Below are 26,114 nucleotides of genomic sequence, written 5' to 3'. Positions count from 1 at the left end.
GGCGGCCCCTTACCGGGGCTCCCGGGGTGTTTGTCATATAGAGAGGTAGTACATGCCCAAGCAGATCAGCTTCGACGAGGACGCTCGTCGGGCACTCGAGCGCGGGGTCAACAAGCTGGCCGACGCGGTCAAGGTGACTCTGGGCCCGCGCGGACGGCACGTCGTGCTCGCCAAGAAGTTCGGCGGCCCGACCGTGACGCTCGACGGTGTCACCGTGGCGCGCGAGGTCGAGCTGGACGACTCGTTCGAGAACCTTGGCGCGCAGCTCGCCAAGAGCGTCGCGACGAAGACCAATGACGTTGCCGGTGACGGCACGACCACCGCGACCGTGCTCGCCCAGGCCCTCGTGCGGGTCGGGATGCGCAACATCGCGGCTGGCGCGAACCCGACCTCGCTCGGCCGTGGCATCCAGGCCGCCGTCGACAAGGTCGTCGAGGTGCTGCTCGCCAAGGCCACCCCGATCAAGGGCCGCGACAACATCGCACAGGTCGGCACGGTCACCTCGCGGGACGCGTCGATCGGCGCGCTGCTCGGCGAGGCCATCGAGAAGGTCGGCGAGGACGGCGTGATCACCGTGGAGGAGTCCTCCACGCTGGCCACCGAGCTCGTCATCACCGAAGGTGTGCAGTTCGACAAGGGCTACATCTCGGCGCACTTCGCCACCGACGCCGAGGCGCAGGAAGCGGTCCTCGAGGACGCCTTCGTCCTGCTTTACCGGGAGAAGATCTCGGCGCTGGCCGACCTGCTGCCGATCCTGGAGAAGATCGTCCAGGCGAGCAAGCCGGTGCTGATCATCGCCGAGGACATCGAGGGCGAGGCGCTGTCCACCCTGGTGGTCAACTCCGCGCGCAAGACGATCAAGGCCGTCGCGGTCAAGGCGCCGTACTTCGGCGACCGCCGCAAGGCGTTCCTTGACGACCTCGCGTACGTCACCGGTGGTCAGGTCGTGTCCAGCGAGATCGGCATGAAGCTGGCCGAGGTCGGCCTCGACGTGCTCGGCTCCGCCCGGCGCATCGTGGTCACCAAGGACGAGACGACGATCGTCGAAGGCCGTGGCGACAAGGCCGAGGTCCAGGGCCGCATCGAGCAGATCCGCAAGGAGATCGAGGCGTCCGACTCGGACTGGGACAGGGAGAAGCTGCAGGAGCGCCTGGCCAAGCTGGCAGGCGGCGTCGCGGTGATCCGTGTCGGTGCCGCGACCGAGACCGAGCTGACCGAGCGTAAGCACCGCATCGAAGACGCGGTGGCTGCGACGAAGGCAGCGGTCGAGGAAGGCATCGTGCCCGGCGGCGGTTCGGCCATCGTGCACGCGGCCAAGGAGCTCGAGGGCAACCTCGGCCTCACCGGCGACGAGGCGACCGGTGTCGCCATCGTTCGCGAGGCACTGAGCGCCCCGCTGTACTGGATCGCCAGCAACGCCGGCCTCGAAGGCGCGGTCGTGGTGCATCGCGTCCGCGAGGGCGACTGGGGCCACGGCCTCAACGCGGCCAAGCTGACCTACGGCGACCTCGTCGCCGACGGCATCATCGACCCGGTCAAGGTCACCCGCTCGGCAGTCACCAACGCGGCCTCCATCGCGCGCATGGTGCTCACCACCGAGAGCTCGGTCGTGGAAAAGAAGGAAGAAGAGCCACCCGCGGCCGGACACGGTCACGGACATGGCCACGGCCACTGAGCTGTAGAACACAGAACGGCGCTCCCAACCCGGGGGCGCCGTTTTGCGTGTCCACCGTTCCGGAACACCGTGTCCACCTTTGCGACACCATGAAATTCCCGCTCCGGTCACCCAGGGGAATTTCGGTGTGCGGGAATGGACAACTCACTGTGCTGGAATGGTGGACACGGTGTGCCGCAAAGGTGGACACGGCGATTGTTCATCCTGGGATAACCCGATCGTGGGGAGAGCTTCGTACACCGGCGTGAGGGTGAGACCATGTCAATCCCCACCACACCCTCACGCCGTACTGTGCTGTTCGGTGGCGCAGCGGCCTTAGGTTTGACAGCACTGGGAAGCACGCAGGCGAGTGCGTCCGCCGACAAGCTCACCGACCCTTTCACCCTTGGTGTCGCGTCCGGCGATCCGTATCACGACAGCGTCGTTCTATGGACACGGCTCGCGCAGAATCCGTTGGCGGACAACGGTCTTGGCGGGATGCCAGACCGGCCTTACCTTGTCGAGTGGGAGATCGCGACCGACGAGAGGTTCCGCCGGACTGTCCGGCGTGGCGTTGAGTTCGCGCGGCCTCAGTCCGCGCACAGCGTGCACGTTGAGGTCGAGGGCCTCCGCCCGGGATCGGAGTATTTCTACCGATTCCGTACACAGGGCCATATTTCGGCCGCCGGAAGGACCAGGACCGCACCCGCGCCTGGCGTCACACGGACCGATCTGACGATGTGTTTCGCTTCCTGCAGCCATTTCGGCGCAGGGCATTTCACCGCGTACAAGCGTCTTGCTGAGGACGAGCCCGGTTTGGTTCTGCACCTTGGCGACTACCAGTACGAATATGCCGCTGGTGCCAACGATGTCCGCACGGTTCTCGGCCCCGAGACTCGGACGTTGGAGAACTACCGCCTTCGGCACGCGCAGTACAAGACCGATCCGGATCTTCAGCGAGCGCACGCGACCGCGCCTTGGCTTGTCGTTTGGGATGACCACGAGACAGAAAACAACTGGGCTGACGAGGTTCCTGAGCAGCCGGACCCGAACTTCCTCGACCGCAGGAAGAACGCTTTCCAGGCGTACTACGAGAACATGCCACTTCGGCGCACCGCGCGTCCACGCGGGATCGACATGCAGCTCTACCGCAAGCTCCAGTGGGGCGGCCTGATCAACTTCCACATGCTCGACACCCGGCAGTACCGCGATGACCAGGCGTGCGGCGACGGCGTCAAGCCGAACTGCGACGCACGGCTTGAGCCGACGCGGTCGATCACCGGCGAGGAGCAGGAGCGGTGGCTGCTTGACGGGCTGCGGCGCTCGCGGGCTCGCTGGGATGTGCTTGGACAGCAGGTGTTCTTCTCGCAGATCGATCTCACGCCCGGGGTCAACCAGGGCTACAACATGGATGCGTGGGACGGCTACAAGGCCAACCGGGACCGGATCGCCGAGGGCCTCGGCAAGACCCGCAACGGCGTCGTTCTGACTGGTGACGTGCACCGGCACTGGGCCGCCGAGATCAAGTCGGACTACACCGACCCGACTTCGCGTGGCCTTGGCACCGAGTTCGTCACCACGTCGATCACCAGCGGCGGTGACGGCAACGACGACCCGAACGCCGGGGTGCTCGCGGAGAACCCGCACGTCAAGTTCCACAAGAACCGGCGTGGGTACATCCGCACCAAGTTCACCGCCGATGAGCTGCGGGCGGACTACCGAATCCTGCAATACGTGCGCCAGCCTGGTGCGGAGGCGACGACCGCCGCTAGTTTTGTCGTCGCTGACCGCGACCGGAGCCTGCACCCGGCGTAATCCTGTCACCAACTAGGCCGATTGGACGCAAGTTATTGACGGGCAGGGCGCATGGCCGCAGAGTGAGCATGACCTGACCAAGGGGAGAAAACCGTCATGCGTTCTGCCCTCATCCTGGCCACGGTCGCCGGCCTTGTGCTCGGTGTGACCCCGGCCAGCGCTGAACCGCCCGACCAGGCGCGGCAACGCGACTTCCGCGCGGCCGCGGCCGAGTTCGGCGTACCGGAAAGCGTCCTGCTCGGCGTGTCCTATCTGGAGTCCCGGTGGGACGCCAACGCCGGAACCCCAAGCACCAGTGCCGGATACGGCCCGCTGCATCTCACGGACGTGCTGGCGGCCAACGCCGGCGGCGGCACACACCACGACAAAGGCACTGAGGATCCTCGTGGTGACGACTCGCGGCCGCCGCTCTTGCCCAAGCCCGGCCCAGTGATCGAACAGCTCCAGAAACTGCAGACGGTGAACGAGGCCGCCGCGCTGACCGGTCTGTCCACTCAGGATCTGCGGACGATCCCCAAGCAGAACATCCGCGGCGGTGCGGCCCTGCTTGCCAAGTACCAGAGGGACATCGGCGTCGTCAGCGACAACGCTGCCGATTGGTATGGCGCGGTTCTGAAGTACTCGGGCGCCAGTGACACCGGTTCGGCGGGCACGTTCGCCGACGAGGTGTTCGCGACCATCAACCAGGGCGTCGAGCGCGTCACCGACGACGGCCAGCGCGTGAAACTGGATGCCCGCACCGTCCAGCCGAACAAGCAGCAGCTCGACAAGGCAGGCCTCCGTAAGTCCACTTCGGACAACACGGAGTGCCCGCACAGCCTCGCCTGTGAGTGGATTCCCGCGCCGTACCAGGAGTACGTCAACAAGGACGGCGTGCTCACCTACGGCAACCACGACAAGGGCAACCGGCCGGAGTCGCAGGAGATCAAGTACATCGTCATCCACGACACCGAAGGCCAGTGGGACGGCGTGCTCAAGATGGTGCAGGACCCGACATACGTGAGCTGGCAGTACTCGCTGCGTTCTGCCGACGGGCACGTGGCTCAGCACGTCAAGGCCAAGGATGTGGCCTGGCAGGCGGGCAACTGGTACATCAACGCCAAGTCGATCGGCCTTGAGCACGAGGGCTTCGCCAAGCTCGGCACCTGGTACACCGAGGCGATGTACCGCTCCTCCGCGAAACTGGTCCGCTATCTGGCGGCGAAGTACCGGATTCCGCTGGACCGCGCGCACATCATCGGCCACGACAACGTGCCCGGCACGACTCCAGCGAACGTCCGCGGCATGCACTGGGATCCAGGCCCTTACTGGGATTGGGCGCACTACTTCGACCTGCTTGGCGCGCCTTTCCAGGCAACAGGGAACCTTGGCCTGGTCACGATCAAGCCGGACTTCGCGACCAACAGGCCTGCGTTCACCGGCTGTGTCAAGGCCGGTGAGCCGTGCACGCCGCGTGGGTCCACTTCGGTCATCCTGCACGCCGAGCCGGACGAGAATTCGCCACTGTTGAAGGATCCTGGCCTGCGGCCGGACGGCTCGCCCGGCACGATGGACGTCGCCGACCACAGCAGCCGGGTTGAAACCGGACAGCAGTTCGCGGTCGCGGATGTCCGTGGCGACTGGACCGCGATCTGGTACCTGGGCCAGAAAGGCTGGTTCCACAACCCGCGCAAGGCGCCGAACGCCGTTGGTGGAGTTGGCCTTGTGGTCACGCCAAAGCCAGGCAAGGCCACAGTTCCGGTGTACGGCAGGGCATATCCGGAGGCCGCGGCGTACCCGGCGCACATCACGCCGCAGCCTTTGGCACCGCTGCAGTACACGTTCTCCGCAGGTGAGCGGTACTCGGTTGGCCAGGCTATGCCGTCCGAGTACTACTGGGCGACCACCTTCGACCCCGCGAACCACACCGTTGTTCGCGGCAAGACGAAGTATCTCCAGATCCAATTCGGACACCGGATCATGTTCGTCAACGCTGACGATGTGGACGTGCGCCCGTCGTTCTGGCCTTATTAGACATACACCGTGTCGACGGGCATCCCTGGATCCGTTGGCAGCTCAAGCGAAGAAGGACGGACACCGGCAGCGACGAGGTGAGCGCCAAGAGCGGCGATCATCGCACCGTTGTCGGTGCACAGCCGGGGTCGAGGGACGCGCAGCTCGATCCCGGCTTCCGCACAGCGTTCCTGCGCGAGGCCGGAGAGCCGTGAATTCGCCGCGACACCACCGGAGATCACGAGCGTACCGATGCCGAGTTCCTTCGCGGCCCGAACAGCCTTGGCTGTCAACACATCCGCGACCGATTCCTGAAAGGACGCGCAGACGTCGTCCACCGGAATTGGTTTGCCGTCGGACTCCTGCGCCTCGACCCAGCGGGCGACCGCGGTCTTCAAACCGGAGAAGGAGAAGTCGAATTTCGGGTCCCGCGGGCCGGTCAGGCCGCGTGGGAACCTGATCGCGGTCGGGTTGCCCTGCTTGGCCGCCTTGTCGATCGGCGGGCCGCCCGGGTAGGGCAGGCCGATGATTCGCGCGACCTTGTCGTACGCCTCGCCCGCGGCGTCGTCGATGGTCGACCCGATCTCCGTGATCTTGCCAGCCAGGTCCTCCACCTTCAGCAGCTGCGTATGCCCACCAGAAACCAGCAACGCCAGGCATTCCGACGGCAAAGCCCCATGCTGCAAGGTATCCGCGGCTACGTGCCCAGCGAGGTGGTTCACGCCGTACAACGGGACGTCCAGCGCGGCGGCGTACGCCTTCGCGGCGGACACACCAACCAGCAGCGCCCCGGCCAAACCAGGACCGCACGTCACCGCGATCGCATCCACATTGGACAGGCTCAGTCCTGACTCGTCCAGCGCCCGTTCCATGGTCGGCACCATCGCTTCGAGATGCGCGCGGCTGGCGACTTCCGGGACCACACCGCCAAAGCGGGCGTGTTGGTCCACACTGGACGCGACCTGGTCGGCGAGCAGCGTGATCTCGCCGGTGTCGGACAGCCGGACGATTCCGACGCCGGTTTCGTCGCACGAGCTCTCGATGCCGAGAATTATCTTGTCACTCACTGGGTCTCCCCGGCCTTGCCATCGTGTACGCGTCCGCGCCGGACGGCTGGTAGTACCGCCTGCGTACGCCGATCCGTTCGAAGCCATGTGCCTCGTAGAGGCTGATCGCGGGCACGTTGTCGGTCCGCACCTCGAGGAAAACGGGTGCGTTCAGCTGATCCGCGCGATCAAGGAGGTCACGCAGCAACGCCTTGCCGATGCCTTTGCCCTGAAACTCGGGATCCACCCCGATCGTGTGCACCTCGCACTCGTAGTTCCCTGGACTGCCGAGCTCGGAAATGCCCGCGTAGCCGACCAGTCCACCGGGATCGGCGTGCGCGCCGATGTAGTAGTTGCCGTTGTCCAGCTCGAACTGGAAAGCCCGCACACTCCACGGATCCTCACCGGGAAAGAGCAGTTTCTCCAGCTCAGCGCACCTCTCAAGGTCCTCGGTGCGCAGCGGTTCGAGTCGGACAGTCACGCCCGGCTCACCCGCTTGCGCGCGCCCGGCTCGACCGCGTCCGGCCTGCGCAGATACAGCGGGGTGAGCGGCGGAGGCGTCTCACCGAACAGGTGCGAGGCCGCGATGACCAGGCCATTCGGGCTCGGCGACGCAGGCTCGACGGCCCGCTGCAGCAACTCGGCGCCCACGACCATGTCGGCATCGACGTCTTCGAGGTTCGCCGGTTTCCGCACGTCCGGGCCTTCGACGCGGTGACCGTTCTCGTAGCGCGCCCAGTACACCTCTTTGCGACGGGCGTCCGTGACCACGAGAAGGCGATGCACCTCAGGGAAGTCGGCGGCGATGGCGTCCAGCGTCGACACCGGATATACGGGCTTACCAAGCGCTTGGCCAAGGGCAGCCGCGGTGACCATGCCTGCCCGCAGCCCGGTGAAAGGGCCAGGGCCCGAACCGCACACGATGGCGTCGAGGTCGGCGTAGTTCAGCCCGGCCTCGTCCAGCGCCTCCTTGGTGTGCGGGGTCAGCAGCTCGCCGTGCGCGCGGGCATCGACCGTGACCCGGCTGGCCAGGGTGCGAGCCAGACCTTCGTGGTCGAAGTCGACGACACCAGCGGTGACCGCGGGTGTGGCGGTGTCAAGGGCGAGAACGAGCACTGACCAAGAGTACGCAGCCTGGACTTGACGCCGATGTCAAGGCCTAGCGTGGGGGCATGATGCGGATCGGGGAGCTGGCCCAGCGCGCGGGCACGAGCACGCGGTCACTGCGGTACTACGAAGCCCAGGGTCTGCTCCAGGCGCGCCGGGCGGCCAACGGGCACCGGGAGTACGACGAGAGTGACCTGCGACTCGTGCAGGAGATCCGGTCGCTGCTGGAGATCGGGTTCGCGCTGGAGGAGACCCGGCCGTTCGTCGAATGCCTGCGTGCCGGGAATTCGTCTGGGGACGCCTGCCCGGCGTCGATCGAGGTCTACCGCAGGAAGCTGGCCGAGTTGAACGCGGGAATCGCCCGGCTCAGCGAGATCCGCGACCGCCTCGCCGCGCAGTTGGAGACAGTTTCGGAGGAACCATGCTCGCGTTGACGGATTCGACTTTCGCGGCTCATGTGGCTTCGGCTGACCGGCCGGTGCTTGTGTATTTCTGGGCCACGTGGTGCCCGCCGTGCCGGATGGTCGCGCCGGTGCTGGCTTCGTTGGCGGGCGAGTTGGCTGAGGTCTTGGAGATCGTGAAGGTTGATGTGGACGAGGCCGTGGAGACGGCCCGGTCCCAGCGGATCATGGGCGCGCCGACGTTGAACTTGTATCGGAAGGGTGAACTCGTGCATTCGATGGTCGGCGCCCGCCCCAAGCACGCTTTGCTGCGGGAACTGGAACCGCACCTGGCACCCTCGTGAGTGGTTACGCCGGTTCTAACCGGCGTAACCACTCACGAGGGGCTACCTGCGGAAACGTAGGCCGTCCAGCAGCAGGTCGAGCAACCGGCCGATCTGCTCGTGCTTGGCCTGGTCACCAGCCAGTGCCACCCCGCTGAGACTCACCAGCATGTCCCACGCGTCGATGTCAGCACGGATCGTGCCTGCCGCGATGCTCGCGTCCAGCAGCTGTTTCAACGCGCCCTTCAGGCGTTCACGGCTGTCGGCGAAAGGATTTCCGCCCGAAGCGATCAGAGCCTTCAGCGCGTCCCCCATCCCCTGCTTCGTGATCATGTACGCCACGAAGTGGTCCATCCACGTCCGCAAAGCCACGTCAGGCGCCATTGAGCCCAGCAGCTCCGCGGCCGAGTCGATCAGCTTGGTCAGCTCGTCGCGGTAGGCCGCGTCGACGAGGGCTTCCCTGGTCGGGAAGTGCCGGTACAACGTCCCGATCCCGACTCCGGCGTCTTTGGCGATCGCCTCGAGCGTGACTTCGTCCGTCCCGCCCTGCGAGAACGCCTCGACGGCCGCTTCGATCAGCCGGTCTCGGTTGCGCTGCGCGTCCGCACGCAAGGGGCGAGCCGTCACTGGTCCTCCTTCAACGAGTTGCAAGCGGAGGCTCCTCCGCATAACCTGAAGAGGTAACGGAGGTCCCTCCGTTTCATATTCTACCGGCAAAGACACCAAGCTCATGGCATTCGACAGGACCAACACCGCCGCGGAAGTCATCGCCGGGATCGACCTCACCGGCAAGCGCGCGATCGTGACCGGCGGCGCCTCCGGCATCGGCATCGAGACTGCTCGCACGCTCGTCAACGCGGGCGCCGAGGTGACCATCGCGGCACGTGACATGAAAGCCGCGCAGACCGTCGCTGACGAGATCAAGGCGCACATCGCCCCACTCGACCTGTCATCACAGGCCTCGGTCAAAGCCTTCGTGGACGCATGGGAAGGCCCGTTGCACCTTCTGATCAACAACGCGGGCGTGATGGCGCCGCCGCTCACGCGCACCGCCGAAGGCTGGGAGTTGCAGTTCGCCACGAACCACCTCGGTCACTTCGCCCTGGCCACCGGGCTCTACCCGGCCTTGGCGGATGCCAATGGCGCCAGGATCGTGTCCGTGGCCTCCAGCGGACATCTGTTCTCCCCGATCGTCTTCGAGGACATTCACTTCCAGTGGCGCGAGTACACGCCCTGGCTCGGCTACGGCCAGTCCAAGACGGCCAACATCCTGTTCGCCGTCGAGGCCACCAGGCGTTGGGCGGACGCGGGCATCTTCGCCAACGCGCTGCACCCCGGCTCGATCATGACCAACCTGCAGCGGCACATGCCCAAGGAGGAGCTTGATCAGCGACGCAAGGAGGTCGGTGGCACCAGGTTCGTCAAAACGCCACAACAGGGCGCGGCGACGTCCATCTATCTGGCGACTTCGCCTGATCTCGACCAAGTCGGCGGGAAGTACTTCGAGGACGTCAAGGAGGCCGAACCTCGCCGGCCAGGTGAGTTCTGGGGCGTCGCGCCATACGCGCTCAACCCTGGAGACGGCCGAGCGGTTGTGGGAGGTGTCGCTCACCACACTGGGCTGACCGCACGTGGCCCCGGCATAGTGGCTTGCATGTTTGGTGAGCTGACCCGGGCTACCGACCGCCCAGCACTGCGCTTCAACGACGCGGAACTGACCTACCGGCAGCTGGCCGGTGCCGCGGGCGCTGTCGCCGCGCAGATCAAGGGCAAGACTCGAGTCGCTGTGTGGGCGACACCGAGCATCCAGACCGCGGTCGCCGTCGTCGGCGCGCTGGTCGCCGGGATTCCGGTTGTCCCGGTCAATCCGAAGATCGGCACGCGCGAACTCGAGCACATCCTCACCGACAGCAAGCCGGACATCGCGCTTCGCGAAGAAGACGTCGACATCACCGCGTCCGCACCGCTTCCTGAGCTCGACATCGCCGAGACGCAGCCTGCTTTCGTCGTGTACACGTCCGGCACGACCGGGCCGCCAAAGGGCGTCGTGCTGCCGCGCCGAGCCATCGTGTCCAATTTGGACGCACTGGCTACGGCCTGGCAGTGGACATCCGATGACGTCCTTGTGCACGGGCTTCCGCTGTTCCACGTGCACGGCTTGATTCTGGGCATCGTTGGACCGTTGCGGCGCGGTGGGTCCGTGCGGCACATCGGGAAGTTCTCGTCCGAGGCCGTCGCGCGCGAGCTCGCCGGTGACGCCACGATGATGTTCGGCGTGCCGACGATGTACCACCGGATCGCCGCCGATGCCGAGGCCGATCACACGCTGGCCAAGGCAATCGGGCAGGCGCGGCTGCTCGTGTCCGGGTCGGCCGCGTTGCCAGCCAGTGATCACGAGCGCATCTTCAAGGCGACCGGCCAGCGGATTGTCGAGCGTTACGGGATGTCCGAAACGCTGATGAACTGCAGTGTCCGTGCCGACGGGGAACGCAGGCCGGGCACGGTCGGGCCGCCGGTCGACGGCGTCGACCTGCGGATCGTCGACGAGCAGGGCAATACCATCCCGGATGGGGAGATCGGCGAGATCGAGGTACGCGGTCCGAATCTGTTCATCGAGTACCTCAACCGCCCGGACGCGACTGCGGAAGCGTTGCGGGACGGATGGTTCCGGACTGGCGACGTGGCCACTGTGGACCCTGATGGTTACGTCAGGATCGTCGGCCGACGGGCCACTGACCTGATCAAAAGCGGCGGCTACAAGATCGGCGCTGGCGAGATCGAGAACGTCCTGCTCGAGCACCCCGCTGTCGCCGAGGTCGCGGTGACGGGCGAGCCGGACGAGGATCTCGGCGAGCGGATCGTGGCGTGGATCGTGCCCGCTGGTGAACGGCCTGACGAGCAGGAACTGATCGACCACGTGGCCACACTGCTGACACCGCACAAGCGCCCGAGGGTCGTCCGGTTCCTGAATGCGTTGCCGCGTAACGAAATGGGCAAGGTGACCAAGCGTGCACTCGGCCAGTAACCCGCTCGACTGGCCAGCTTACGACGAGCTACTGGCTCGCGCGCGCCACACGACCGGCGTCGAGGAATCGGTGACGTACGGCCAAGTCCTGATCGGCGACATCGACGTGATGCTGATCGAGTTCGACTTCCGCTTCCTCGGCGGCTCGGTCGGCACCGCGACAGGTGACCGTCTCGTGCACGCGTTGTCCACAGCCCGCGCGCGCGGGATGCCCGTGGTTTCGTTGCTGGCGACCGGCGGCAGCCGGATGCAGGAAGGCATGTTCTCGCTGCTGCAACTGCAGCGTGTGGCCAGGGAATGCCATCTCAACAAGGAAAGCGGAGTCCCGCACGTGGCTGTGCTGCGCAATCCCACGACAGGTGGGGTGTGGGCGTCGCTTGGCGCCAGCGCGGACGTGATTCTGGGTGTTTCCGGCGCCCAGGTCGCGTTCGGCGGCAGCCGAGTCCGCTCGGGCGAGGACGTTCACCATCCCGTTTTCACGTCGGAAGGCCAGTTCGCGGCCGGTCTGATCGACGCTGTGGTCACACCGGGCACGCTGCCTGCGACGCTTGTGACCTGGCTCGAACTGCTGACTGGCGGCACACCCGAGCCTGCGGACGTGCCGAAAGCCCTTGGCAGAACAGAACTTCCGACTGACGGATGGGACGCGGTAAAGCGAGCACGTGATCCGCGAAGACCGCGCGCTTCGGCGTACCTTGAGTCCTATTTCGACACTTACGCCCTGATCAACGGCGACCGGAGCGGTGGCGTGGATCCCGGGATGCTGTGCGGAATCGGCTGGCGTGCCGGTCGTTCGGTCGCTTTCGCGGCACAGACCGGAACCGCGACTCGTCCAGCCGGATATCGCACGGCGAGCCGGTTGATCACGATGGCTGACCGGTTCGGCATTCCGGTGCTGACGCTGGTCGACACTCCCGGTGCCGCCAACGATGCCGCGTCGGAATCCGCCGGGCTGGCCGATGCGATCTCGGGCGTGTTCGCCGCGGTCGCCGCCGCCCATATCCCGGTGACCACGCTGGTGATCGGCGAAGGCGGCTCCGGCGGTGCGCTCGCACTCGCCGGAGCCGGTCGGACCTGGATCACGCCGGACGCGTATTTCTCTGTGATAGCACCGGAACTGGCCGCCGGGATCCTGAAACGAGATTCGGCCGAGGACCTCGCCGACCAGCTACGCCTCCGCCCCCAGGACCTGCTCGACCTTGGGATTGTGGACGGCATTGCGTGACGTGACAACCACAAGGGCGAGGACACCGACAACGATGCCGACGACGCCCGCGACCACATAGGACTGCTCAAGTCCACTTTCGAAACTCGTGGCGTGCGCGACGACCGTGCCGAGAACCGCCACACCCAACGCCATTCCCAGCTGACGGAACGTGTTCAGCGCGCCTGAAGCCATTCCCGCGCGCTCGTGCGGAACCGTGGCCATGATCGCGCCTGGCAACGCTTGTCCAGTGATACCAACGCCGAACCCGGCGACGCTGAGCCCCGGCAAGGTGACAATCCAGCTGTCGCCGGTCGTCAACAGCAAGCCGCCCGCGCCGATCAGGGCAAGCCCGATGCCGAGCGTGTACCGGAACGGCACCGAATGCAGATGCCTGCCGACCGTACCGGCGATCACGAGCGCTGCCGCGCTCATCGGCACCATCACAAGACCAGCTGTCAACGGCTGCAAGCCAAGTCGCTGCTGCAGCCATACCGACATGAACGGCGTGTACGCGAATGCCGCGAACGAGAACGCCATAGCTGCCAACAGGATGACTGAGAACGACGGCTGCCGGAACAGCTTGAGATCCAGCATCGCCTTCTCGCTGCGTGCTTGCAGGACAACGAAAACGATCAACATCGCCAGCCCGGCGGCGAGCCAGCCGAGCACCCGGCCCGAGCCCCAGTCGTGTTGCCCGGCCTCCATCAGTCCAAAGGTGACGGCACCGATTCCCGCCGTGAACGTCACCACGCCGGGCACGTCGACTCCCTTGGCGTTCGGGTTGTTCGACTCCGCGACCACCTTCGCGGTCAGCCAGACCGCCACGATCGCGATCGGGATGTTGACCAGGAAGATCCACCGCCAGCCGAAGGACTCGGTCAGCAGCCCGCCGAACAACGGCCCGATCGCAGCGGCCGCACCGGCGACCACACCCCAGATGCCGAGCGCGATTCCCCGATCCCGGCCGTGATACGTCACGTTCACGATGGCCAGCGTCGTCGCCAGCATTCCCGCGCCGCCGATCCCCTGCACGGCACGGGCGAGCACCATCACTTCGATGTTCGGCGCGAGTCCACATGCGAGGGACGCGATACCGAAAATCACCAGACTGCCCAGATATGTCCGTTTCCGGCCGATATGGTCGGTCAGCGAACCGCTCGCCAGGACCAGCGCGGCGAGCGCGAGCGCGTACGCGTCGATGACCCATTGCAGGCCATTGAGCAAGGCATTGAGCGTGTGCGCCATTTCCGGCAGCGCGATCGTCACGATCGTGACGTCGACGAGCAGGATGAACCCGCCGAGGCAGACCGCGACCAGCGGGGACCACTTCCCCATGTCGTTCTCCTTAGGACACTGTGGATACAGTCAGAGGATTGCTCGCGGCAGGCTGGGATTGCCACAATCGCGGCCCGCCCGACGCTTTTCGACATTCACCCCAGCTTGGTGGCGGAAACCGACAGCCGGGCTATCGTGGCGGCGTGGAACTCGACGAGACCGATATGGCGTTGGTCCACGCGTTGAACATCGACGGCCGGGCGCCGTTCAGCAAGATCGCCGAGGTACTCGGCCTGTCAGACCAGACCGTCGCACGGCGTTATCGCAGGTTGCGGGCGTCTTCCGCGGTCCGGGTGGTCGGCCAGACCTCACCGTGGCGAGTCGGTCACGTGCGCTGGTACATCAGGATCAAGTGCGCACCGGCGACGGCGCTGCCGGTCGCGTCCGCGCTGGCCAGGCGATCCGACACGTACTGGGTCCGGATGTTCTCCGGTGGCACGGAAATCGGCTGCGTCGCGCAGTCACACACCGCCGAGCACACGGATGCGCTTCTCCTGCAACAGCTTCCCAAGACGCCGCGGGTGAACGAGGTCACCGCGCACAGCCTGCTGCACGTATTCTTCGGTGGCCCGGCCGAGCACCTCGGCCTGCTCGACATCTTGACGAGGGACCAGGTCGAGCAGCTCCGGCCACGGATCCATCCGACCGACGAGGTGTTCACACTCGACGACGCCGACCACCGAATGCTTGCGGTACTTGAGCAAGACGGTCGCGCGGGCTTCATGGAACTGGCCAAGGCCACTGGCTGGTCGGAATCCACCGTCCGGCGGCGCCTCGATCACCTGCGCGCTGCCGGGGCGCTGTTCTACGACGTCGACATGGACATCCAGCTGCTGGGTTTCACCTGCGAGGCGATGATGTGGATGTCGGTTCCGCCTGCCGAGATAGCGGACGTCGGGACGGCGTTGGCCGCCCACCCGGAGGTCGCGTTCGTGGCCGCGACAACGGGCACAGCCAACCTGATCGCCTCGGTGATCTGCCGGGATGTTCCCGCTTTCTACCGGTATCTCACGACGAAAGTCGCCGCTCTCAAGGCCGTCAACCACATCGAGACCGCGCCCGTGATCCGGACCGTGAAACGGGGTGCCACCCTTGTCAGCTGAAGTCGACGACATCGACCGGGCACTGATCCACGCGCTCGAAGTGGACGGTCGGGCGCCGTTCAGCAAGATCGCCGAGGTGCTCGGCGTGTCCGACCAGACCATTGCGCGGCGGTATCGGCGGTTGCGGGCCGAGTCGATCGCGAAGGTGGTCGCGCAGACGGTTCCGTGGCGGGTCGGGCAAGTGCGGTGGTATCTGCGGATCAAAGTGGAGCCAAGCGCCGCACTTTCCGTGGCACGAGCGTTGGCGCGCAGGCCAAGGACCTACTGGGTGCAGATGAACTCCGGCGGCACCGAGATCACCTGCGTCGCACAGTCGACCAGTCCCGAAGAGCCGGACAACCTTCTGCTGCACCAACTTCCGAAGACACCAAGGGTCATCGACGTCACCGCGCACAGCGTTCTCAACGTGTTCCTCGGCGACGAGTCCTTCGGCTACGCGGCGATGTCCGACTTTCTCACCGCTGACCAAGTGGCGGCGCTCCGGCCGCCACTGTCCATAACAGACGAGATAGTCCCGTTGGAGGAAGCCGATCAGGGCATGCTGGCGGTCCTCGAACTGGACGGCCGGGCGGGCTTCGCCGAGCTGGCCAAGGCAACTGGGTGGTCCGAGTCAAGGGTCCGGCGACGGCTGGAAGCCCTGCGTGAGTGCGGCGCGATGTACTTCGACGTGGACATCAACTCGGCGGCGGTCGGGCTGACCAGCGAGACGCAGATGTGGATGTCCGTCGCGCCATCGGAAATCCAGCGCACCGGCGAGATCCTCGCGTCCCACCCGGAGATCGTCTTCGTCGCGGCGATGACCGGAACTGCCAACATCGGCGCGACCGCGTGCTGCCGTGACGTGCCAGCGTTCTACCGGTACCTGACCACGAAGATCGCCTCACTGCCCGCGATCAAGCACATCGAGACCGCACCCGTCATCAGGACCGTCAAACGCGGCGCCACCCTCGTGAGTGGTTAAGCGTGTTCTAACCCTGATAACCACTCACGAGACTTTCCACCCTGGTGGTCCAGGTACCGTGGGGCTCCACAGTGGCTACTCGGGTGTCGTCGGGGCGCCTTTCCAGGCGTACCAACAGGAAGTCCTCGGCCAGCTGCTCGGCGAGGCCTTCGCCCCACTCGATCACCACGGCCGCTGTGGTCAGGTCCGAGTCGAGGTCGAGATCGTCGACCTCTTCGACATGGCCGATCAACCGGTAGGCATCGACGTGCACGAGCGCGACCCCGTCCGGCGAACCAGGCTTGTGCACCCGCTCGATCACGAACGTCGGCGAGCTGACCCGGCCCTTCACGCCAAGCCCGGCCGCGATTCCACGCACCAGCACGGTTTTCCCGGCGCCGAGCGGACCGGCGAGCAACACCAGGTCGCCCGCGCCCAGCAGTTTGCCGAGCTTCTGTCCGAACTCGACTGTGTCGTCAACCGTTGGAAGGGAGATCATGCCCTGCGCCGCCACCATCTACGTCCCGCGCCACGACCACTGACGCACTGCCTGACCAGATCGACCAGGTGCTCGTTGACCTGATCGGGTTGTTCGAGGATCACCATGTGCCCGGCGCCGCGTAACCGGACCAGTTTCGCGTCCGGCAGCTCTTCGGCGATCCGTTCCGCGTGCGAGTACGGCGTCATCCGGTCGTGGTCGCCGCTCAGCACCAGCACGTAACAGTGCTGCAGACCGGCCAGCGCCTTGTACCTGTTGTGGCTGCCCAAGGTCTCGATGAAGTCGGCGAGCACCCGGACCGGGGTGACGTCGAGCATCTCCATCATGAAGTCGACCAGCCGCGGGCTGACGCTCCGGCTGCCGAACGCGATCAGCCGCACCGCGCGCCGCGTCAGCTGACCACCGGAGGCTCGGACCAGTTCCACGAGGCCTGGCTGCCAGTCGGCCAGCGTTCCCATACTCCGGGTCAACGGGTTGTAGCGGGACAGCAGCGGCCTCGGCAGCCCGCTAGCGCCGATCTCACCGGCGGACGTGCCGATCAACGCAACGCCACGGACCCGGTCGGCGAAAAGATCAGGATCCTGTTCCGCCAAGGCGATGATGGTCATCGCGCCCATCGAATGTCCAACTAGGACGATCGGGCCCTTCGGCACCATCGCGCGCAACACCGCGGCGAGATCCCTGCCCAACTGGTCGATCGTGCTGGACTCTTCGGTTGCCCTCGCGGACCGGCCGTGGCTGCGCTGGTCGTAGAGGACCTGGCGGACACGCGGGTCGGTCTGCTCGGCGAACATCCGGCGCTGGAAGTGCCAGGATTTCCGGCTCAGCGCGAAACCATGAACCAGCACAACGGTTATCTCCGGCGTGCCACCGTCGTCCGGGTCCACTTCCTCGACCGACAACGGCACACCGTCGTCCGCCGCGACCGTGCTGGTGCGGCTCGGCGGCATGAGCCCAAGCGGCTCGTCGGCGTACATGTCCTCAATATCGCGGCGTTTGGACCGAACGACAGCAGCTCCTATCGCAGCGCCCGTCGCCACAACGCCGACCGCGCCGCCGATAAGCCCTGCGACCCGGCCGTTCACCGCGTCCCCAGATACCGGCGCCGAACTCGCGGCCGGTACATATTCGTGACTATCTCGTAGTCGATGGTGCCCAAGTTGTCGGCCCATTCGCGCGCCGTGGGCTCACCGCGGTCACCCGGCCCGAAAAGGATCACCTCGTCGCCGACAGAAACCTTGTCGTCGCCGCAGTCGACGACAATCTGGTCCATCGAGACCCGGCCGACAACCGGACGCCGATGTCCGGCAACGAAAACCTCGAGCTTCCCGGAAAGCCCACGCGGCACGCCATCGGCATAGCCAACTGGCACGAGCGCGAGCGTGGTGTCCTGCTGAGCGACCCAGGTGTGGCCGTACGAAACACCTTCACCGGCGCGGGTGCGTTTCGCACTGACCACACTGGACCGAAAGGTCATCACCGGCCGCAGATCTTCGTGCTGTGGCACGGGATTGAGCCCGTACATCGCGATACCGAGGCGTACCAGGTCATACGCGAGGTCCGGCCTGGTCAGCGTGGCCGCTGAGTTGGAAATGTGCCGCATTGGCCGGAGCCCTTCGGCCAGCGCGACCTCGTAAGCCCACTCGAACCGTTCGACCTGACGGTCGACCGACGGGTTACCGGGCTCGTCGGCGGAGGCCAGATGCGACCAGATCGCGCGGACGTTGTAGCCCTTGGCGGCTCGGACAAGCTCGGGCCACTCCTCCGGGGAGCAGCCGTTGCGGTTCATGCCGGTGTCGACTTTGAGGTGAACCGCGGCGCCTTCGGCCGCACGCAGTTCGTCAAGGTTCGAAACCCCAAGGTCCACACCAGCCTTGGCAGCGACCGAGAGGTCGGCACCGGGCGGGTGCAGCCAGGCCAGAATGGGCGCCTCGATGCCCGCGTTACGCAGGTTGACCGCCTCAGCCGCGGACGTCGTGCCGAGCCACGCGGCGCCCGCCTCGAGCGCGGCCTTCGCGATCGGCTCAGCACCATGGCCGTAACCGTCGGCCTTCACCACGGCCATGACAGGAACCTGGGCTCGCTCGGCGAGCAGGGCGACGTTGTGCCGCAGAGCGTCGAGATCGACGATCGTCTCCGCGGAGGGCACGTATTGACCGGACATAACGTCGCCAATGCTCGCACACGTTTGTTACGTCGCGCGCTCTAGATCCTGCTGATGAAGAACTCCTGAGACGGCTTGCCCTGGTTGACCAGCCAGTCGATCCGGCCGTGCACCACATATGTGCCGTATGGCGTGACTGCGGCGGTGGTCGGCGCGGTGATTGCCGTTGGTGTGTGCTGCGTCACCACCGCGCTCTCCCAGAGGCCGCATGGCCGGAGCACGGTCACGGCGTCCTCGCCGGGTACGGAGATCTTGTTGGTCACGACCGCGAGCGAGCCGTCGCGCTGGAACGCTATGCCATCGGCACCGATGAGCGACTTGTTCATGGCGACTTCTGTTATGCCGTTCCTGGTGACCTTGAACAGCTTGCCGTTCGTGTAGTGGACGACCAACAGGAATCCGGCCGGGTGCCAGACGACCCCGTTCATGCCGAGGCCACCGGACAGGCGCGCATCGGTGATGAAGGGTGTGGCGATGCCGTTCACATCGACCTTGTAGATGGTGTCGCCCTCAGGGTCGGTCACGTAGGCGTTGCCGGACCAGTCGACCGCCAGGTCGTTAGGCGCCTTGCCGAACGTGACCAGGTGCAGCGTCCGGCCCGTGGAGAGCTCGAAGATGCCAAGGCCTTGGCTGTACGCGGCCAGGATGCGGTTGCGTGGGACGTCGACGCGGATGCCGAGCGGCCTTGGCATCGCCGGTTCGGTCACCAGTGTCTGCGGCTTTCCGTCACGGCCGACGACGGAGATGGAGTTGCGGACGGTCGAAGTGATCAGGAAGGCGTCCCTGGTCGGATCCCACGCCACGCCCTCGGGGTGGAGATAGTCACCGATCCCGCTGATCAGACTCGGCATTCCGGTGGCTCCGGCCGCTTGCTCTGTCCCGGTCGGCAGCACGGCCCCAGGCGCCGCCCCTGACTCTGAGGCTAACTCCATCCCCTGCGCTGATGACATGCCTGGGAGCGCCAGCAGCCCAGTGAGGACCAGCAGACCAAGTCTCTTCATTCGAACCCCTCCTTCCTTCAGGACTCAGACGTTAATCAGGGTTCTGATATTGGTCAATGTTCTAATTGAAAGTAGGATGTTGATATGCGGATGCCGATCGAGCAGCGCCTCGGGGCCGACCTGAAGGCGGCGGTGGATGCCCTGACGTCCGCGAAGCAGGTCGCGGTGAAGCCGAGCGGACTGACCGTCCCGCAGTACTCCACCCTGCTGTTCCTCAACGACAATCCCGGGATCTCAGCCGCCGCTCTCGCCCGGCTGTGCGCCGTGACCCCGCAGACGATGACCACGATCCTGCAGAACCTGGAATCGGCCGGACTGATCGTCCGGACGCCGCATCCGTGGCATCGCAACATGTTGGAAACACGGCTGACCGACGCCGGTCAGGCCGCCTTTGACGAGGCAGATGCACGGGCGGTCGCCGTTGAGCAGGCGCTGGCGGCCGAGTTCAGTCAGGACGAGGCGAAAACTTTGCGATCTTTGCTGGCCAGGGCCGTCAAGGCGCTGTCGGCGTAGACAAATCGGCGTGGTAATGCCATCACTCATGCGGGGGATACTGTAAGTTCGATCGGTGGCGCAAGACAGGGCGGTCCGCCGAAGGGCGGCGCATTTGGGCCCGGAAAAACGACGGCCCCTCATTCTTGACTCGGCGCTGCAGGTCTACCTGGCACACGGCTATCGCGGAACTTCGATGCAAGCGGTCGCGGACGCGGCCGGAGTCACCAAACCAGTGGTGTACGAATGCTTCCGCAACCGCGACGAGTTATTGCTCGCCCTGCTCGGCAGGGAGGAGAAACGACTCTTCGACGCCGTGATCGCGGCATTGCCGAAGATGCCGGACTTCGAGAACCTGGAAGCGCTGATAGGTCAAGGCCTAGAGGCTTTCCTGGTCGCGGCGACCGAGGCCCCCGACTCGTGGCGAGTGGTGTTCGAGTCGTCCCGTACCTCCGATTCCCCGGTGGCCAAGCGAGTTCGCGCGGCGCGGGAGACGATCCTCGGCAGGCTACGCGACCTGGTGGTGATGTACCTGGGCACCATCAACGTGGAAGACACCGAACGCAAAGCCCCGGTTCTGGCGGAACTGCTCGCCTCGATCTGCGAAAGCTGCGGCCGGATGCTGATCGTGGAAAAGCAACCGTGGACGCCGAAAGAACTCGCGGCATACGTGTCACGCCTGATGACTCTTGGTGTCAAACGCGCTTAGGCAACACTGAACAAAGTCGCCGACAACAGCGTTGCCGGCGTCGGCCCACGCAACTGCGACCTCGGTCGGGGCAACCCCGTCGACCGGTCGATATGTCACGCCCGGCCGCGCGTAGAACCGTGCCGAGGACTCAGGAGCGAGCGCGATTCCGTAGCCATTGGCGATGGCACTCAACCAATCATCCGGAGTTTCCGTGACGGCGCCGATCCGTGGCTCACGACCTTCGCGTTCTTCCGTGGCAAGCCAGTAATCACGCCACCAACCGGTTTCCGCCGGTGCCGCAACGAATGGCTCGTCCCATAGATCGCGGAAGTCGATCCGGTCACGCGCGGTGAGCGGATGCGCGGACGGCAAGACGATCAGCCGAGGCTCGCTGAGCAGGATCTTCACCTGCCAGTTTTCCTGGCCAGGGAACGGAATCCGGAGAAGAGCGGCATCGACATCGCCATCGTCGAGGCCCGCACTCGGGTTCGACCACGTGGCCTGCCGCATCTCCACCCGCCACCCCGGTCGAAGCTTGGTGAAGGCCGCGATGATCTCCGGAGTGGCCTCATTGGCGGCGCTGGCAAGAAAGCCAACCCGGAGGATCCGCGCGGCCCGACTGGCCGAGCCTTTGGTGTCCCGTAACACCCGATCCCAGTCGGTCAGCAGGCTCGGAACCTGGCGCGCCAACGTCTTTCCCGGCTCGGTGAGGGCCATCCCGGCGCGCGAGCGCGTGAACAGCGGCACACCGATGCGCCGTTCAAGCTGCTTGATCTGCTTGGTCAGAGCAGGCTGGGACACGAAGAGCCGCTCCGCGGCCCTGGTGAGGTTGCCTTCCTCAGAAACCGCGGCGAAGTAGCGAAGCAGCCGCGTGTCCACATCCATGCCATCAGGTTATGGATACGTGTATTAGACGCAACCCGAAAGCCGGACCACGGTTATGGCATGGCACATCTGATGATTCGCTACACCGTCCCACTGACCGAAGTTTCGTCGGTGAGAGATGCGGTCCACGCCGCCTTCAAAGCTCTGAATATCGAGCAGCCGCAAGGTATCCGGTACGCCTACCTGCGCAGCGGCGAGGACTTCATCGCCCTGCTGGACATCGCCGACGGCGTCGAAAACCCATTGCCCGGCATCGAAGCCGCACGTGAACTACAGTCCACGGTGGCAAAGGCGGCCACCGTGGCTCCGACGCCAGAGCCGTTTGAGCTCCTCGGCGCCTACCGGATGCTCTGATGTCCACGGCTCACGTCATCGTCGCCGTGATCACGATCGCGATGAACACCTACGCCGCGATCGCCGACTTCACCCGAGCGAAATTCGTGGTCGCCAACTCAACAGAGCTCGGCCTGCCACACTCCTGGGTCCTCCCCCTCGGCCTCCTCAAACTTGCCGGTGCACTCGGCCTCGTCGCCGGACTCGCCAGATTCGAGTCGTTGGGTATCGCGGCGGCGGCGGGTCTGGTGGCGTTCTTCGTTGGCGCGATGGCCATCCACATCAAGGCAAGCGTCTACCACAACATTGTGTACCCGGGCGCGTACCTGGCATCGGCAAGCGCAACGCTCGTCCTCGCTATCAACGGATAATTCCTGGCTGGGTGTGGCGATCCGGTTGGCTGGCATCAGTGTTTGAGGCCGGTTGGTTGCCCCGGGGCGTGAGCCCAGAGGGGTGCTTCGTGGGTGTTCCCTCCGGTTCGGCCTGGGCTTGTCCAACCACGGGGTGTCAGGGGGTCGGCTAACGCAGCCCAGCTCCGAGCGGGGGGCGATACCGGCTCCTTGACGCACCGTGGTTCCGTGAGGCAGGCCGGACCGGAGGGCACGCCCGCCCCACCCACAACCGAAGAATGCAAGCTGAAAGGACAACATTCCCTCTGGGCGGTCTGCCGTCCGGCGAGGGCAAGTCTCTTACATTCCAGAGCGACAAACCCCGCCACCAGGGGAGCCCCTGATCTTCACGTTACCCCAGAGGTACGACAGTTCTCGGACCGTCAAAGCGAAGGACCGGCACTCTCAGCCGTCCGCGCAAGGGCCCGACAGTCCCAAGGCCTGCGCAAAGGCGACAGTTTCGGGGCGATGCTTGGGAAACCCGCGTTCCTTCCTCCCATCAGGCCACCTGATGGGAGGAAGGAGGTTGGAGGTGTCGCGCCGATATTTGGTTGTGGTGGCGATTCCACGACTGGGCGTATCCGAGCGCGATCTAACGCCGTAATCCCGCCCAGAAGGCGCAATTGCTTTCAATGGCTGGGTTTTTCGGGGCGACCCTGGTCGGTCCGAGTTCTTGGACGTCGGCATCTGTCTTGAACCGTTTCCATTCCGGTGTGCCACTGCTGTTCGGGTTTCCGGTGTGCGCGAACGTCGTCCAGTAGCCGACCATGTTCTTGGACAAGGCTTCCTGTGCTGGATTCAGTGGATTGCCGAACAGCCTGTGGAAGAGGTAGTTCAACTCGAAGCTGTGGGCGGCGCCTTCCTCGAAGTTTGGCCAGTCGAACAGGACAGGCGCTGTCCGGTCGGTGAACTGGTACGCGTACACCGGGACTTCGGCTTCCTTGAACAACTTGTATGTATTGAGGTGATCGCAGGTCGCCAGCACGTTCCTCGCGTCGCTCAGCCGTGTCGCGTACGCGATGCTTGGGCTGGCGTAGTTGCCGACTGGATAGCGGGCCAGCACCTGATCTGCGAGCGGGCCGAAGTCCGCGCGGGTGAACTGCTCGTACTGTTCGACGGTCACGGGCTTTCCACTGCCGACGAAGAAGCTTCCGATGTCCATCCGTGCCTCGTCCAGGGTGTTGCCCCAGATCACCGGAACGTGGTTGTACTTGCCCTGCTTGATCGCGTCCGTCGGCTGCAACGGCAGTTCACGTCCGCCGATGACCGGGCCGCCATGGGGACCCCACGCGGTCAACAGATCCTTGACCGGCTTGCCACGCAGGCACGCCACATCCCTGCAGCCGACCTTTGATGAGACTTCGGCGCCGTGATCGTACGCCTCCGCACGCGTGAACATAGCAGCATCACAGCTGTAGCTCTGGCCGATGGCCTTGTGGAACAGTCCCTCGGCCAAAGGCGAGACGATCATGCTGCATACGCTCTCGGCACCGGCCGACTCGCCGAAGACCGTGACATTGCCCGGATTCCCGCCGAACGCAGCCGCGTTTCGCTGCACCCAACGTAAACCAGCCAGCTGGTCCTGGAAACCATAGCTTCCCGACTGGTTTCCAGTCTCCCGGGTCAACCCTGGCGTCGCCAGATACCCAAGTGGACCGAGCCGATACGCGACGGTCACCACGATCACTTTGCCTTGCGTGACCAGCTTGACCGGGTCGTAGTACCCCGGCTCGCCGGAAACGAAGCCGCCGCCATGGAACCACACCATCACCGGCAACGGCCGATTCACCCGCTTCGGCGCGGTGACGTTCAGATACAGACAGTCCTCATTGACCGATTCATCCGGCAGGTCTCCAGGTAGTTGAGCACACATCTCGCGCGGTTTTGTGGCGTTCAAGGGATCCCGCCACCGAGCTGCCGGTTGCGGCTCGCGCCAGCGAAGTGCGCCGACCGGCGGCTTGGCGAACGGGATCCCTTGGAACGAACGGACTTCCCCCGATACGGCACCCTTTACGGGACCGCGATCAGTGAAGACGAGCGTGGCCGGGGCGGCATTCGCCGGTCCGGCCAACAACCCCAGTAGACCAATGGTCGTCAGTACTAGTCCTCGCCATTTCACTTTTCCAGCATCTCAGCGGTGGGTGCGCGGGCGCGTCGAACTTTGGTATGACCTGGTAGCTACTAAAGGTTGTAGTGCCGCCCAGAAGGCGCAGTTGCTTTCCAAGGCAGGGTTTTTCGGCCCGACCATCGGCACGCCGAGCTCCTGGACGTCACCTGCGGACTTGTGCCGCTTCCACTCCGGCACCGCACGCCTGTTCGGGTTTCCGGTGTGCGCGAACGTCGTCCAGTAGCGAACCATGGTCCTGGACAACACTTCCTGCACCGGGTTCAACGGCGGGCCGAACACCCTGTTCCACAGATAGTTCAACTCGGAGCCGTGCATGGCGCCCTCGTCGAAGTTCGGCCAGTCGAACATGACCGGCGCTGTCCGGTCCGCGAACTGGTAGGCGTACATCGGAACCTTGGCGCTGAACAGCGTGTAAGCATTGAGGTGGCTGCACGTGGACATCACGCCAGGAGAATCCGTCTGCCAGGTGGCCAACGCGATGCTCGGGCTGGCGTAGTCGCCGACCGGGTAGCGGTCCAGCACCTTGTCCGCGGCCGGGCCGAACGTGTCCCTGGTGATCTGCTCGTACTGCGGCACAGTCACGGGTTTGCCCACGCCGTCGTACTGCATCCCGACGAACAGCCGACCCTCGTGCTGGTTGTTGCCCCACACCACCGGAACCTGGTTGTACTTTCCCTGCTTGATCGCGTCCGGCCGCTGCAACGGCAGCTCGCGTCCACCCACGACCGGCATACCGCCTGGCCACGCGGTCAGCAGGTCCTTGACAGGCTTGTCCCGCAGGCAAACCACGTCCGCGCAGCCGACCTTCGACGAGAGCTGCGCGCCTGCCACGTAAGCCTGTTGCGGGGTCATGGTGTCACGGTCGCAGCTGTACCTCTGCCCAATAGCCTTGTGGAACAAGCCTTTGGCCAACGGCGAGACGACCATGTCGCAGACACTGGCGGCACCGGCCGACTCACCGAAGACCGTGACATTGCCCGGATTCCCGCCGAACGCGGCCGCGTTTCGCTGCACCCAGCGCAATCCGGCGAGCTGGTCCTGAAAAGCGTAGTTCCCCGACTGGTTTCCGGCCTCCGCGGTCAGGTCAGGAGTCGCGAGGTAGCCGAGTGCGCCGAGCCGATAGGCAACCGTCACGACGATCACGTCGCCCTGGGTGACCAGCTTGACGGGGTCATACTCGGTCGGGGCACCGGCGAGGAAGTAGCCGCCGTGGAACCACACCATCACCGGCAACGGTCGATTCATCCACTTGGGCGTCGTGACGTTCAGATACAGGCAGTCCTCGTTGACGGACATCTCCGGCAACAGCAAGGGAGGTTGCGCGCAAGGGTCACGAGGTTTGCTGGTGTCCAACGGTTCCCGCCATCGCTTGGCGGGCTGCGGCGCGCGCCAGCGCAACTCGCCGACCGGCGGCTGGGCGAACGGAATTCCCCGAAACAAACGAACTTCTCCGGTCACCGCACCTTGGACCGGACCGCGGTCGGTGAACACGAGAGTGGCTGGTCCAGCGTTCGCCGGACCAGCCACCAACCCCAGTAGCCCAATCGTCGCCAGTACCACTCCACGCCATTTCACCCGTCCACC

Annotated in this window: 25 protein-coding genes and 1 pseudogene; 14 read left to right on the top strand and 12 right to left on the bottom strand. The window is 65.3% G+C overall.

Features of this window, described 5'->3' with window-relative positions:
* The first annotated feature begins 52 nt into the window (after positions 1-52).
* From groL to LWC34_RS23760, 3 genes are all read left to right on the top strand, one after another.
* Positions 53-1,675: a chaperonin GroEL gene (groL, locus tag LWC34_RS23770; RefSeq protein ID WP_233727358.1), complete on the top strand. Its 1,623-nt coding sequence runs from the start codon at positions 53-55 to the stop codon at positions 1,673-1,675.
* 258 nt (positions 1,676-1,933) lie between these two features.
* The gene (locus LWC34_RS23765) at positions 1,934-3,469 is read left to right on the top strand and encodes an alkaline phosphatase D family protein (RefSeq protein WP_233727357.1); all 1,536 of its coding nucleotides are present in this window, start codon (positions 1,934-1,936) and stop codon (positions 3,467-3,469) included.
* Between the two features lie 96 nt (positions 3,470-3,565).
* Positions 3,566-5,482 (top strand): N-acetylmuramoyl-L-alanine amidase, encoded by a 1,917-nt coding sequence (locus tag LWC34_RS23760; RefSeq protein WP_233727356.1) that lies wholly within the window; start codon positions 3,566-3,568, stop codon positions 5,480-5,482.
* Here LWC34_RS23760 and tsaD read toward each other — a convergent pair.
* Genes tsaD through tsaB form a run of 3 tightly spaced genes read right to left on the bottom strand, consistent with a single transcriptional unit; the run spans position 5,479 to position 7,623 of the window.
* Positions 5,479-6,528: a tRNA (adenosine(37)-N6)-threonylcarbamoyltransferase complex transferase subunit TsaD gene (gene tsaD / locus LWC34_RS23755; protein ID WP_233727355.1), complete on the bottom strand. Its 1,050-nt coding sequence runs from the start codon at positions 6,526-6,528 to the stop codon at positions 5,479-5,481. The genes LWC34_RS23760 and tsaD overlap by 4 nt on opposite strands.
* On the bottom strand, positions 6,521-6,988 hold the full coding sequence (rimI, locus tag LWC34_RS23750; protein WP_233727354.1) for a ribosomal protein S18-alanine N-acetyltransferase: 468 nt from the start codon (positions 6,986-6,988) through the stop codon (positions 6,521-6,523). Before rimI ends, tsaD begins: the two co-directional genes overlap by 8 nt.
* On the bottom strand, positions 6,985-7,623 hold the full coding sequence (gene tsaB, locus LWC34_RS23745) for a tRNA (adenosine(37)-N6)-threonylcarbamoyltransferase complex dimerization subunit type 1 TsaB (RefSeq protein ID WP_233727353.1): 639 nt from the start codon (positions 7,621-7,623) through the stop codon (positions 6,985-6,987). Before tsaB ends, rimI begins: the two co-directional genes overlap by 4 nt.
* Before the next feature lie 59 nt (positions 7,624-7,682).
* Here tsaB and LWC34_RS23740 point away from each other — a divergent pair, with 59 nt between their 5' ends.
* Both LWC34_RS23740 and trxA read left to right on the top strand, forming a co-directional pair.
* Positions 7,683-8,048 carry a MerR family transcriptional regulator gene (locus LWC34_RS23740; protein ID WP_233728851.1) on the top strand — a complete coding sequence of 122 codons (366 nt, stop codon included), beginning with the start codon at positions 7,683-7,685 and terminating at the stop codon, positions 8,046-8,048.
* A complete protein-coding gene (trxA, locus tag LWC34_RS23735) occupies positions 8,036-8,359 on the top strand; it encodes a thioredoxin (RefSeq protein ID WP_233727352.1) in 324 nt (107 codons plus the stop codon). Before LWC34_RS23740 ends, trxA begins: the two co-directional genes overlap by 13 nt.
* A gap of 42 nt (positions 8,360-8,401) precedes the next feature.
* Here the strand turns inward: trxA and LWC34_RS23730 are convergent, their stop codons facing one another.
* Entirely contained in the window at positions 8,402-8,965 is a 564-nt protein-coding gene (locus LWC34_RS23730; RefSeq protein WP_233727351.1) for a TetR/AcrR family transcriptional regulator, read from the bottom strand.
* Positions 8,966-9,068: 103 nt separating this feature from the next.
* Here LWC34_RS23730 and LWC34_RS23725 point away from each other — a divergent pair.
* The 3 genes and pseudogenes from LWC34_RS23725 to LWC34_RS23715 all read left to right on the top strand — a co-directional run.
* Positions 9,069-9,746 (top strand): annotated as a pseudogene (locus tag LWC34_RS23725) (SDR family NAD(P)-dependent oxidoreductase); the annotation flags it as partial.
* Positions 9,747-9,992: 246 nt separating this feature from the next.
* Positions 9,993-11,363, top strand: coding sequence for an acyl-CoA synthetase (locus LWC34_RS23720; protein ID WP_233728850.1), 1,371 nt, complete (start codon positions 9,993-9,995; stop codon positions 11,361-11,363).
* Positions 11,347-12,588, top strand: a complete 1,242-nt coding sequence (locus LWC34_RS23715; protein WP_233727350.1) for a carboxyl transferase domain-containing protein — start codon at positions 11,347-11,349, stop codon at positions 12,586-12,588. The genes LWC34_RS23720 and LWC34_RS23715 overlap by 17 nt, the downstream gene beginning before the upstream one ends.
* Here LWC34_RS23715 and LWC34_RS23710 read toward each other — a convergent pair.
* Complete coding sequence (locus LWC34_RS23710) at positions 12,532-13,905, bottom strand: MFS transporter (protein ID WP_233727349.1); 1,374 nt, start codon at positions 13,903-13,905, stop codon at positions 12,532-12,534. The two genes, LWC34_RS23715 and LWC34_RS23710, sit on opposite strands and share 57 nt — an antisense overlap.
* 143 nt (positions 13,906-14,048) lie before the next feature.
* Here LWC34_RS23710 and LWC34_RS23705 point away from each other — a divergent pair, with 143 nt between their 5' ends.
* Together LWC34_RS23705 and LWC34_RS23700 are read left to right on the top strand one after the other, a co-directional pair.
* Positions 14,049-15,008 carry an Lrp/AsnC family transcriptional regulator gene (locus LWC34_RS23705; RefSeq protein ID WP_233727348.1) on the top strand — a complete coding sequence of 320 codons (960 nt, stop codon included), beginning with the start codon at positions 14,049-14,051 and terminating at the stop codon, positions 15,006-15,008.
* Positions 14,998-15,969, top strand: coding sequence for an Lrp/AsnC family transcriptional regulator (locus LWC34_RS23700; RefSeq protein WP_233727347.1), 972 nt, complete (start codon positions 14,998-15,000; stop codon positions 15,967-15,969). The genes LWC34_RS23705 and LWC34_RS23700 overlap by 11 nt, the downstream gene beginning before the upstream one ends.
* Positions 15,970-15,976: 7 nt before the next feature.
* Here the strand turns inward: LWC34_RS23700 and tsaE are convergent, their stop codons facing one another.
* From tsaE to LWC34_RS23680, 4 genes are read right to left on the bottom strand one after another with little or no spacing between them, the layout of a single operon-like run.
* The gene (gene tsaE / locus LWC34_RS23695) at positions 15,977-16,447 is read right to left on the bottom strand and encodes a tRNA (adenosine(37)-N6)-threonylcarbamoyltransferase complex ATPase subunit type 1 TsaE (RefSeq protein ID WP_233727346.1); all 471 of its coding nucleotides are present in this window, start codon (positions 16,445-16,447) and stop codon (positions 15,977-15,979) included.
* Positions 16,444-17,532, bottom strand: a complete 1,089-nt coding sequence (locus LWC34_RS23690; RefSeq protein ID WP_233727345.1) for an alpha/beta fold hydrolase — start codon at positions 17,530-17,532, stop codon at positions 16,444-16,446. Before LWC34_RS23690 ends, tsaE begins: the two co-directional genes overlap by 4 nt.
* The gene (gene alr / locus LWC34_RS23685) at positions 17,529-18,611 is read right to left on the bottom strand and encodes an alanine racemase (protein WP_233727344.1); all 1,083 of its coding nucleotides are present in this window, start codon (positions 18,609-18,611) and stop codon (positions 17,529-17,531) included. Before alr ends, LWC34_RS23690 begins: the two co-directional genes overlap by 4 nt.
* Before the next feature lie 41 nt (positions 18,612-18,652).
* Positions 18,653-19,612: an SMP-30/gluconolactonase/LRE family protein gene (locus LWC34_RS23680; protein ID WP_233727343.1), complete on the bottom strand. Its 960-nt coding sequence runs from the start codon at positions 19,610-19,612 to the stop codon at positions 18,653-18,655.
* An 84-nt stretch (positions 19,613-19,696) separates the two neighbouring features.
* Between LWC34_RS23680 and LWC34_RS23675 the strand changes: the two genes are divergently transcribed.
* Entirely contained in the window at positions 19,697-20,125 is a 429-nt protein-coding gene (locus tag LWC34_RS23675; RefSeq protein WP_233727342.1) for a MarR family winged helix-turn-helix transcriptional regulator, read from the top strand.
* A 55-nt stretch (positions 20,126-20,180) separates the two neighbouring features.
* Positions 20,181-20,813: a TetR/AcrR family transcriptional regulator gene (locus LWC34_RS23670; RefSeq protein ID WP_233727341.1), complete on the top strand. Its 633-nt coding sequence runs from the start codon at positions 20,181-20,183 to the stop codon at positions 20,811-20,813.
* Here the strand turns inward: LWC34_RS23670 and LWC34_RS23665 are convergent.
* The gene (locus tag LWC34_RS23665) at positions 20,778-21,680 is read right to left on the bottom strand and encodes a LysR family transcriptional regulator (protein WP_233727340.1); all 903 of its coding nucleotides are present in this window, start codon (positions 21,678-21,680) and stop codon (positions 20,778-20,780) included. The two genes, LWC34_RS23670 and LWC34_RS23665, sit on opposite strands and share 36 nt — an antisense overlap.
* A gap of 60 nt (positions 21,681-21,740) precedes the next feature.
* On the opposite strand from LWC34_RS23665, the gene LWC34_RS23660 reads away from it, so the two are divergent.
* Together LWC34_RS23660 and LWC34_RS23655 are read left to right on the top strand one after the other, a co-directional pair.
* On the top strand, positions 21,741-22,034 hold the full coding sequence (locus LWC34_RS23660; RefSeq protein ID WP_233727339.1) for a hypothetical protein: 294 nt from the start codon (positions 21,741-21,743) through the stop codon (positions 22,032-22,034).
* Positions 22,034-22,384, top strand: coding sequence for a DoxX family protein (locus LWC34_RS23655; RefSeq protein ID WP_233727338.1), 351 nt, complete (start codon positions 22,034-22,036; stop codon positions 22,382-22,384). Before LWC34_RS23660 ends, LWC34_RS23655 begins: the two co-directional genes overlap by 1 nt.
* A 610-nt stretch (positions 22,385-22,994) precedes the next feature.
* Here LWC34_RS23655 and LWC34_RS23650 read toward each other — a convergent pair.
* Together LWC34_RS23650 and LWC34_RS23645 are read right to left on the bottom strand one after the other, a co-directional pair.
* Positions 22,995-24,521, bottom strand: coding sequence for a carboxylesterase/lipase family protein (locus LWC34_RS23650; RefSeq protein ID WP_233727337.1), 1,527 nt, complete (start codon positions 24,519-24,521; stop codon positions 22,995-22,997).
* 12 nt (positions 24,522-24,533) lie between these two features.
* Positions 24,534-26,105 (bottom strand): carboxylesterase/lipase family protein, encoded by a 1,572-nt coding sequence (locus LWC34_RS23645; RefSeq protein ID WP_233727336.1) that lies wholly within the window; start codon positions 26,103-26,105, stop codon positions 24,534-24,536.
* Between the last annotated feature and the right edge of the window lie 9 nt (positions 26,106-26,114).

The sequence above is a fragment of the Kibdelosporangium philippinense genome (genome assembly GCF_021390435.2).
Classification (GTDB): domain Bacteria; phylum Actinomycetota; class Actinomycetes; order Mycobacteriales; family Pseudonocardiaceae; genus Kibdelosporangium; species Kibdelosporangium philippinense.
The sequence above is the reverse complement of the archived record's forward strand: the minus strand, read 5'-3'. Positions and strand labels throughout refer to the sequence as shown.